The sequence below is a fragment of the Melaminivora alkalimesophila genome, assembly GCF_000282995.1.
Lineage (GTDB): Bacteria > Pseudomonadota > Gammaproteobacteria > Burkholderiales > Burkholderiaceae_C > Melaminivora > Melaminivora alkalimesophila.
This window is the reverse complement of sequence record NZ_ALEE01000231.1, coordinates 1-8683: the sequence shown is the minus strand read 5'-3', so window position 1 is coordinate 8683 and position 8683 is coordinate 1. Positions and strand designations below refer to the sequence as shown.

Below are 8683 nucleotides of genomic sequence, written 5' to 3'. Positions count from 1 at the left end.
GGCCGCTGCCGTGGCGGCCGAGAAGGGGCTGCAGGCGCCGGTCGCCGACGTGCAGCCGGACGAGGCGGCGCGCGCCGTGGCGGCCGCGTTGCAGCGCGGCGAGCGCAAGGCCATCCTGTTGGGCAACGCCGCCGCGCACCATGCGCACGCCTCGACGCTGCTGGCCCTGGCCCAGTGGATCGGTGAGCACACCGGCGCCTCGGTGGGTTATCTGACGGAGGCGGCGAACACCGTGGGCGCGCAGTTCGTGGGCGCCCAGCCGCAGGGCGACGGCCTGAACGCCCGCCAGATGCTGCAGGGCGGGGCGAAGGCCGTGTTGCTGCTGAACACCGAGCCCGAATACGACTCCGCCCTGGGCGCCGAAGCCGCCGCCGGGCTGGCGCAGGCCGAGATGGTCGTCACCTTGAGCCCCTTCAAGGCGAACCTGGAGTTCAGCGACGTGCTGCTGCCGATCGCGCCCTTCAGCGAGACCTCGGGCACCTTCGTGAACGCCGAGGGGCGCGTGCAGAGCTTCCATACCGCCGCCCGCCCCCTGGGCGAGGCGCGCCCGGGCTGGAAGGTGCTGCGCGTGCTGGGCAACCTGCTGGGCATCGAGGGGATGGACTTCGAGACCTCGCAGGACGTGCTGGCCGAGGCCACGGGCGCGCCCGCCGGCAGCCTGTCGCACCTGCCGGCCGAGCGGCTGGACAACCGCAGCACCGCCGTGCTGGGCGCATTGCCCTCGGGCGAGTGCCCCGAGCCGGTGGTCGCCAGCATCTACGAGCTCGACAGCCTGGTGCGCCGCGCGCCCTCGCTGCAGCTGACCGCCGATGCACGCGCCGCGCGTGCCGCCCGTGAAGGAGCCGCCCGATGATCGACGCGCTGTACAACGGCGGCCTGAATCTGGTGGCTGCGCCCTGGTGGAGCGGCATCGCCTGGCCGGTGCTGTGGAACCTGATCAAGATCGTCGCGGTGCTCGCCCCGCTGATGATCGCCGTCGCCTACATGACGCTGTGGGAACGCAAGCTGCTCGGCTTCATGCAGGTGCGCATGGGGCCGAACCGCGTGGGCCCGCTCGGGCTGCTGCAGCCCTTTGCCGACGCGCTCAAGCTGCTGACCAAGGAGCTGATCCAGCCGACGGCGGCGGCCAAGGGCCTGTTCTATCTCGGCCCGGTGATGGCCATCATGCCGGCGCTGGCCGCCTGGGTGGTGGTGCCCTTCGGACCCGACATGGCGCTGTCGAACATCAACGCCGGCCTGCTGCTGGTGATCGCCATCGCCTCGATCGAGGTCTATGGCGTGATCATCGCCGGCTGGTCGTCCAACTCCAAGTACGCCTTCCTGGGCGCGCTGCGCGCCTCGGCGCAGATGGTCAGCTACGAGATCGCGATGGGCTTTTGCTTCGTGATCGTGATCATGGTCTCGGGCAGCATGAACCTGTCGCAGATCGTCGCCGGCCAGGAGCGCGGGATGATGGCCGAGATGGGGCTGAACTTCCTGTCCTGGAACTGGCTGCCGCTGCTGCCGGTGTTCATCGTCTACCTGGTCTCGGGTGTGGCCGAGACCAACCGCCACCCCTTCGACGTGGTGGAAGGTGAGGCCGAGATCGTGGCCGGTCACATGGTCGAGTACTCGGGTATGGGCTTTGCCGTGTTCTTCCTGGCGGAATACGCCGCCATGTGGCTGGTGTCGATCCTGGCGGTGCTCATGTTCCTGGGCGGCTGGGCGGCGCCGCTGTCCTTCCTGGACTTCATTCCCGGCTGGATCTGGCTGGGTATCAAGACCTTCGTCGTGATATCCATGTTCATCTGGATCCGCGCCACCTTCCCGCGCTTTCGCTATGACCAGATCATGCGGCTGGGCTGGAAGATCTTCATCCCGGTCACCCTGGTGTGGCTGATCCTCGTGGGCGGGTGGCTGCTCTCGCCCTGGAACATCTGGAAGTAAGCGAGGACCTCCCATGGCTGCTGTAACGGCTCCCGCCTCCACTTTTTCGATCAAGGACTTCTTCAAGAGCTTCATGCTCTGGGAACTGGCCAAGGGCATGGCGCTCACCGGGCGCTACGCGCTCAGCCGCAAGGTGACGCTGCAGTACCCCGAGGAGAAGACCCCGCTGTCGCCGCGCTTTCGCGGCCTGCACGCGCTGCGCCGCTACGACAACGGCGAGGAACGCTGCATCGCCTGCAAGCTGTGCGAGGCCGTGTGCCCGGCACTGGCGATCACCATCGAGTCGGACGTGCGCGCCGACGGCTCGCGCCGCACCACGCGCTACGACATCGACCTCACCAAGTGCATCTTCTGCGGCTTCTGCGAGGAAAGCTGCCCGGTCGATTCCATCGTCGAGACGCAGATCTTCGAATACCACGGCGAGAAGCGCGGCGACCTGTACTACACCAAGGAAATGCTGCTGGCCGTGGGCGACCGCTACGAGCCGGAGATCGCCGCGGCCAAGGCGGCGGACGCCAAGTACCGCTGAGCCGCGGGCCCCTTGGCACTGCGCCCGAACCTTTGAAAAGACCCGATTCATGGACGTCACGACCGGCTTCTTCTACCTGTTCTCGGTGGTGCTGCTTTATGCGGCCTTCCGGGTGATCACGGCGCGCAACCCCGTGCACGCCGTGCTGCATCTGATCCTTGCGTTCTCGCAGGCCGCCGGCCTGTGGCTGCTGCTCAAGGCCGAGTTCCTGGCCATCGTGCTGGTGCTGGTGTACCTGGGCGCGGTGATGGTGCTGTTCCTGTTCGTCGTCATGATGCTGGACATCCGCATCGAGACGGTGCGCGGCAGCCTCTGGCGCCACATCCCGCTGGCGCTGCTCGTCGGCGGCGTGATCGCCGTGGAGATGGCAGCGGTCCTCATGACCGGCTTTCGCGGCGTGCAGGCACCGGCCGAGATGCCGGCCCTGCTGGATGCCGCCGGCCAGACCATCCCGTACTCCAACACCCTGGCGCTCGGTCGCCTGCTCTACACCGAGTACCTGCTGCCGGTGGAGATCGCCGCCACCATCCTGCTGGTGGCGATGATCGCTGCCATCGGGCTGACGCTGCGCGAGAGGAAGGACTCCAAGGCGCTCGACCCGGCCGCGCAGATCCGCGTGCGCGCCCAGGACCGCGTGGTGGTGGTCTCCATGCCGCCGACCCGCGCCCCCGAGCCACCTGCCGCCCCTGCGGCCGAGGAGAGCAAGCCATGACCCCGACGCTGGGCCACTTCCTGTCGCTGGGCGCGTTGCTGTTCGCCATTGCCGTGGTGGGCATCTTCCTGAACCGCAAGAACCTCATCGTGCTGCTGATGGCCATCGAGCTGATGCTGCTGGCCGTGAACATGAACTTCGTGGCGTTTTCGCACTACCTGGGCGACATGCACGGACAGGTGTTCGTGTTCTTCATCCTGACGGTGGCGGCGGCCGAGGCGGCCATCGGCCTGGCCATCCTGGTGCTGCTGTTCCGCAACCGCTCGAGCATCGACGCCGAGGACCTCGACGACCTGCGCGGTTGACGAGACATCCTCCCTTGCAAGGTTCTCCACAATGAGTCAAACGCTTTCTGTCTCGACGCTGCTGGCGGTGCCGCTGGCGCCGCTGGCGGGCTCGCTGCTCGCCGGCATCTTCGGCACGGCCTTCGGCGGCAACCGCTTCGGCCGCGGCGTGTCGCATTCGCTGACCATCCTGGGCGTGCTGGTGTCCTTCCTCCTGTCGGCGCTGGTGTTCCAGAGCGTCGTCTCGGACGGCGCGCGCTTCGACCAGACCATCTATACCTGGATGGTGGTGGGCGACCTGAAGATGGAGGTGGGCTTCCTGATCGACAGCCTCACGGCCATGATGATGTGCGTCGTGACCTTCGTGTCGCTGATGGTGCACATCTACACCATCGGCTACATGGCGGACGATCCGGGCTACAACCGCTTCTTCTCCTACATCTCGCTGTTCACCTTCTCCATGCTCATGCTGGTCATGAGCAACAACCTCTTGCAGCTGTTCTTCGGCTGGGAGGCGGTGGGCCTGGTGTCGTACCTGCTGATCGGCTTCTGGTTCAACAAGCCCTCGGCCATCTTCGCCAACATGAAGGCCTTCCTGGTCAACCGCGTGGGCGACTTCGGCTTCATCCTGGGGATCGGCCTGATCGGCGCCTACGCCGGCAGCTTCCACTACGCCGAGATCTTCGCCAAGGCGGGCGAGCTGGCTGCGATCGGCTTCCCCGGCACCGACTGGATGCTGATCACCGTGATCTGCATCTGCCTGTTCATCGGCGCCATGGGCAAGAGCGCCCAGTTCCCGCTGCACGTCTGGCTGCCCGACTCCATGGAGGGCCCGACGCCGATCTCCGCGCTGATCCACGCCGCCACCATGGTGACGGCCGGCATCTTCATGGTGGCGCGCATGTCGCCGCTGTTCGAGCTGTCGGACGCGGCGCTGAACTTCATCCTGGTGATCGGCGCCATCACGGCCCTGTTCATGGGCTTCCTGGGCATCATCCAGAACGACATCAAGCGCGTGGTGGCCTACTCGACGCTCTCGCAGCTGGGCTACATGACGGTGGCGCTGGGCGCATCGGCCTATTCCGTGGCGGTGTTCCACCTGATGACGCACGCCTTCTTCAAGGCGCTGCTGTTTCTCGCGGCCGGCTCGGTGATCATCGGCATGCACCACAACCAGGACATCCGCTGGATGGGCGGCGTGCGCAAGTACATGCCGATCACCTGGATCACCTCGCTGCTGGGATCGCTGGCGCTGATCGGCACGCCGTTCTTCTCGGGTTTCTATTCCAAGGAGAGCATCGTCGACGCCGTGCGCCACAGCACGCTGCCGGCAGCCGGCTTCGCCTACTTCGCCGTGATGGCGGGCGTGTTCGTCACGGCCTTCTATTCCTTCCGCATGTACTTCCTGGTCTTCCACGGCAAGGAACGCTACGACCAGGACCCGCACGCGCACGAGCACCACGGCCATGGCGCCGCGGCCAAGCCGCACGAGTCGCCCTGGGTGGTGACGCTGCCGCTGGTGCTGCTGGCGGTTCCGTCGGTGATCATCGGCTTCATCGCCATCGGCCCGATGCTGTTCGGCGACTTCTTCAACGGCGTGATCACCGTGGACGAGGCGCGCCACCCGGCCATGGCGCAGTTGCGCGAGGCCTTCCACGGCGCCATGGCGATGGGCACGCACGGCTTCGTCGCGCTGCCGACCTGGATGGCGCTCGCCGGAGTGGCACTGTCCTACTACATGTACCTGGTCAACCCGGCCCTGCCGGCCGCCATCCAGCGCAGCTTCCAGCCCATCTACCGCCTGCTCGACAACAAGTACTACATGGACTGGATCAACGAGAACATCGTGGCGCGCGGCGCGCGCGGCCTGGGGATCGCCTTCTGGAAGGGCGGCGACCAGGCGCTGATCGACGGCGCGGTGGTCAATGGCTCGTGGAAGCTGATGGCGCGCCTGGGCTCGGTGCTGCGCCGGGTGCAGTCGGGCTACCTCTACCACTACGCGCTGGTCATGCTGCTGGGCATCTTCGTGCTCATGACCTACTTCGTGTGGCTCAACAAGTAAGACGGGGAGAACAAGAAAAATGGGTTTGTTGAGTCTTGCCATCTGGGTGCCCATCGCCGTCGGTGCCCTGGTGCTGCTGCTCGGGCGCGAGAGCCAGGCGCCGGCCGTGCGCTGGATCGCGCTCATCGGCGCCCTCGCCGGGCTGGCCGTCACGCTGCCGCTGATCTCCGGCTTCGACAACACCAGCGCCGCGGCGCAGTTCGTCGAGAAGAGCCTGTGGATCGAGCGTTTCAACATCCACTACCACCTGGGGGTGGATGGCATCGCGCTGTGGTTCGTGCCGCTCACGGCCTTCATCACGGTGATCGTGGTGATCGCCTCGTGGCAGTCGATCACCGAGCGCGTGAACCAGTACATGGGCGCCTTCCTGATCCTGTCGGGGCTGATGATCGGCGTCTTCAGCGCCATGGACGGGATGCTGTTCTACGTGTTCTTCGAGGCCACGCTGATCCCGATGTACCTGATCATCGGCATCTGGGGTGGCCCGAACCGCATCTACGCCGCCTTCAAGTTCTTCCTGTACACGCTGCTGGGCTCGCTGCTCACGCTGGTGGCCTTCATCTACCTGTACAACCAGGCGGGCGGCAGCTTCGACATCGCCACCTGGCACCAGCTGCCGCTGGCGGCGAACGTGCAGACGCTGCTGTTCTTCGCGCTGTTCGCGGCCTTTGCCGTGAAGGTTCCGATGTGGCCGGTCCACACCTGGTTGCCGGACGTGCACGTGGAGGCGCCCACGGGCGGCTCGGCGGTGCTGGCGGCCATCATGCTCAAGCTCGGGGCTTACGGCTTCCTGCGTTTTTCGCTGCCGATCGCGCCCGATGCGGCGCACGAGTGGGCCTGGCTGATGATCACGCTGTCGCTGATCGCCGTGATCTACGTCGGCCTGGTGGCGATGGTGCAAAAGGACATGAAGAAGCTGGTGGCCTACTCGTCGGTCGCGCACATGGGCTTCGTGACGCTGGGCTTCTTCATCTTCAACGACATGGGCGTCTCCGGCGGCCTGGTGCAGATGATCGCCCACGGCTTCGTCTCGGGCGCGATGTTCCTGTGCATCGGCGTGCTCTACGACCGGGTGCACTCGCGCGAGATCGCCGACTACGGCGGCGTGGTCAACACCATGCCGAAGTTCGCGGCCTTCGCGCTGCTGTTTTCCATGGCCAACTGCGGCCTGCCCGCCACGGCCGGCTTCGTGGGCGAGTGGATGATCATCATCGCCTCGGTGAAGTACGACTTCTGGGTCGGGCTGGGTGCGGCGATGGCGCTGATCCTGGGCGCGAGCTACACGCTGTGGATGTACAAGCGCGTCTATCTGGGCCCGGTCACGAACGACAACGTGCGCCGCATGGCCGACATCAACGGGCGTGAATTCCTGGTCCTGGGGGTGCTGGCGCTGGCCGTGCTCTACATGGGCATCTACCCGAAGCCCTTCACCGACGCGATGGATCCGTCGGTGGCCCAGCTGCTCAAGCACGTGGCGCAGTCCAAGCTGCCCTGATCCCGACCAGACTGAACCGAGAGAAAAGAGATGATTGACAACATCAGCTGGCTGGCGATTTACCCCGAGGTCGTGCTGCTGGTCATGTCCTGCGTGGTCGCCCTGGTGGACCTGGGCGTCAAGAGCGAGCGCCGCACGGCCACCTACGTGCTGACCATGCTCACGCTGGCCGTGGTGGCGGCGCTGCAGGCCATGTACGCCAGCACCGGCAACACGGTCTACGGCTGGGGCAACATGGTGGTCAGCGACGCCATGGGCAACTGGCTCAAGTGCTTCTCCACGCTGGCCGTGATGGTCACGCTGGTCTATGGGCGCGGCTATGCCGCCGAGCGCGGCATGCTGCGCGGCGGCGACCTGTTCACTTTGAGCCTGCTGTCGCTGCTGGGCATGTTCATCATGACCTCGGCGAACAACTTCCTGGTGCTCTACCTGGGTCTGGAGCTGCTGACGCTGTCGAGCTACGCGCTGGTGGCCCTGCGCCGCGACGACACGCTCGCCACCGAGGCCGCCATGAAGTACTTCGTGCTGGGCGCCATGGCCAGCGGCTTCCTGCTGTACGGGCTGTCGATGATCTACGGCGCCACCGGCTCGCTGGACATCGGCGAGGTCTTCAAGGCGATCAACGCCGGCCAGATCCGCCACCAGGTGCTGGTCTTCGGGCTGGTGTTCGTGGTCGCAGGTCTCGCTTTCAAGCTGGGCGCCGTGCCGTTCCACATGTGGGTGCCGGACGTCTACCAGGGCGCGCCCTCGGTGATCACGCTGTTCATCGGCAGCGCGCCGGAGCTGGCGGCCTTTGCCATCATCATCCGCCTGCTGGTGGACGGCCTGCTGCCGCTGGCCATCGACTGGCAGCAGATGCTGGCGGTGCTGGCGATCGGCTCGCTGCTGGTCGGCAACCTGGCGGGTATCGTCCAGACCAACCTGAAGCGCATGCTGGCGTACTCGACCATCGGCCAGATGGGTTTCGTGATGCTGGGCCTGCTGTCGGGCGTGGTGCACGGCAACGCCGACGCCACGGCGCTGGAGAATGCCTACAGCTCGGCGATGTTCTACATCGTGACCTACGTGCTGACCTTCATGGCGACCATGGGGGTGGTGCTGCTGCTGGCACGCGAGGGCTTCGAGAGCGAGGAGATCGCCGATTTCGCCGGCCTGAACCAGCGCAGCCCGCTGTATGCCGGCGTGATGGCGATCTGCATGTTCTCGCTGGCCGGCATTCCGCCGCTGGTGGGCTTCTATGCCAAGCTGTCGGTGCTGCAGGCGCTCGTCGCCTCGGGCCAGGGCTTCCACATCGCGCTGGCGGTGTATGCGGTCGTGATGTCGCTGATCGGCGCCTTCTACTACCTGCGCGTGGTCAAGGTCATGTATTTCGATCCGCCGGTGGCGCCGGTGCGCATCACGGCGCCACTGCAGGTGCGCGCGGTGCTGACGCTCAACGGTGCGCTGGTGCTGGTGCTGGGCATCCTTCCCGGCGGGCTGATGGCGCTGTGCGCGGACGCCGTGGTGCGGGCGCTGGCGACCTGAGGGAAGCGCCCATTCCGGCGGTCTCGTCATGACGCAATCCGCAGCCATCTGGCTGGTGATCCTGGTGGCCTTCGTGGCTGCCAACCTGCCATTCCTGAACGAGCGCTGGTTGGTCCTCGGGCCGCAGCGCGGCGGCCCCAAGCCGCTGGCG

Annotated in this window: 9 protein-coding genes; all 9 read left to right on the top strand. The window is 66.3% G+C overall.

Annotated elements, in window-relative coordinates:
• Window positions 1-853: molybdopterin-dependent oxidoreductase (locus tag A612_RS04110; protein WP_019373287.1), on the top strand; the 853-nt coding region annotated here is incomplete at its 5' end.
• Window positions 850-1926: an NADH-quinone oxidoreductase subunit NuoH gene (nuoH, locus tag A612_RS04105; protein WP_019373286.1), complete on the top strand. Its 1077-nt coding sequence runs from the start codon at window positions 850-852 to the stop codon at window positions 1924-1926. The genes A612_RS04110 and nuoH, both read left to right, overlap by 4 nt.
• Before the next feature lie 13 nt (window positions 1927-1939).
• A complete protein-coding gene (gene nuoI, locus A612_RS04100; RefSeq protein ID WP_019373285.1) occupies window positions 1940-2455 on the top strand; it encodes an NADH-quinone oxidoreductase subunit NuoI in 516 nt (171 codons plus the stop codon).
• A gap of 49 nt (window positions 2456-2504) precedes the next feature.
• A complete protein-coding gene (locus tag A612_RS04095; RefSeq protein ID WP_019373284.1) occupies window positions 2505-3167 on the top strand; it encodes an NADH-quinone oxidoreductase subunit J in 663 nt (220 codons plus the stop codon).
• The gene (gene nuoK / locus A612_RS04090; RefSeq protein WP_019373283.1) at window positions 3164-3472 is read left to right on the top strand and encodes an NADH-quinone oxidoreductase subunit NuoK; all 309 of its coding nucleotides are present in this window, start codon (window positions 3164-3166) and stop codon (window positions 3470-3472) included. Before A612_RS04095 ends, nuoK begins: the two co-directional genes overlap by 4 nt.
• A gap of 31 nt (window positions 3473-3503) precedes the next feature.
• Window positions 3504-5513 (top strand): NADH-quinone oxidoreductase subunit L, encoded by a 2010-nt coding sequence (nuoL, locus tag A612_RS04085; protein ID WP_040435980.1) that lies wholly within the window; start codon window positions 3504-3506, stop codon window positions 5511-5513.
• Between the two features lie 19 nt (window positions 5514-5532).
• Window positions 5533-7008, top strand: a complete 1476-nt coding sequence (locus A612_RS04080) for an NADH-quinone oxidoreductase subunit M (RefSeq protein WP_019373281.1) — start codon at window positions 5533-5535, stop codon at window positions 7006-7008.
• Window positions 7009-7038: 30 nt separating this feature from the next.
• Entirely contained in the window at window positions 7039-8532 is a 1494-nt protein-coding gene (gene nuoN, locus A612_RS04075; RefSeq protein WP_019373280.1) for an NADH-quinone oxidoreductase subunit NuoN, read from the top strand.
• A 28-nt stretch (window positions 8533-8560) separates the two neighbouring features.
• Window positions 8561-8683, top strand: a 123-nt coding sequence (locus A612_RS16955) for a DUF2818 family protein (protein WP_019373279.1), incomplete at its 3' end; no start/stop codon positions are given.

What these genes read in the sequence shown, in the direction of transcription:
- nuoH (WP_019373286.1), top strand. Translation starts at nt 850, where the DNA reads ATGATCGACGCGCTGTACAACGGCGGCCTGAATCTGGTGGCTGCGCCC.
- nuoI (WP_019373285.1), top strand. Translation starts at nt 1,940, where the DNA reads ATGGCTGCTGTAACGGCTCCCGCCTCCACTTTTTCGATCAAGGACTTC.
- A612_RS04095 (WP_019373284.1), top strand. Translation starts at nt 2,505, where the DNA reads ATGGACGTCACGACCGGCTTCTTCTACCTGTTCTCGGTGGTGCTGCTT.
- nuoK (WP_019373283.1), top strand. Translation starts at nt 3,164, where the DNA reads ATGACCCCGACGCTGGGCCACTTCCTGTCGCTGGGCGCGTTGCTGTTC.
- nuoL (WP_040435980.1), top strand. Translation starts at nt 3,504, where the DNA reads ATGAGTCAAACGCTTTCTGTCTCGACGCTGCTGGCGGTGCCGCTGGCG.
- A612_RS04080 (WP_019373281.1), top strand. Translation starts at nt 5,533, where the DNA reads ATGGGTTTGTTGAGTCTTGCCATCTGGGTGCCCATCGCCGTCGGTGCC.
- nuoN (WP_019373280.1), top strand. Translation starts at nt 7,039, where the DNA reads ATGATTGACAACATCAGCTGGCTGGCGATTTACCCCGAGGTCGTGCTG.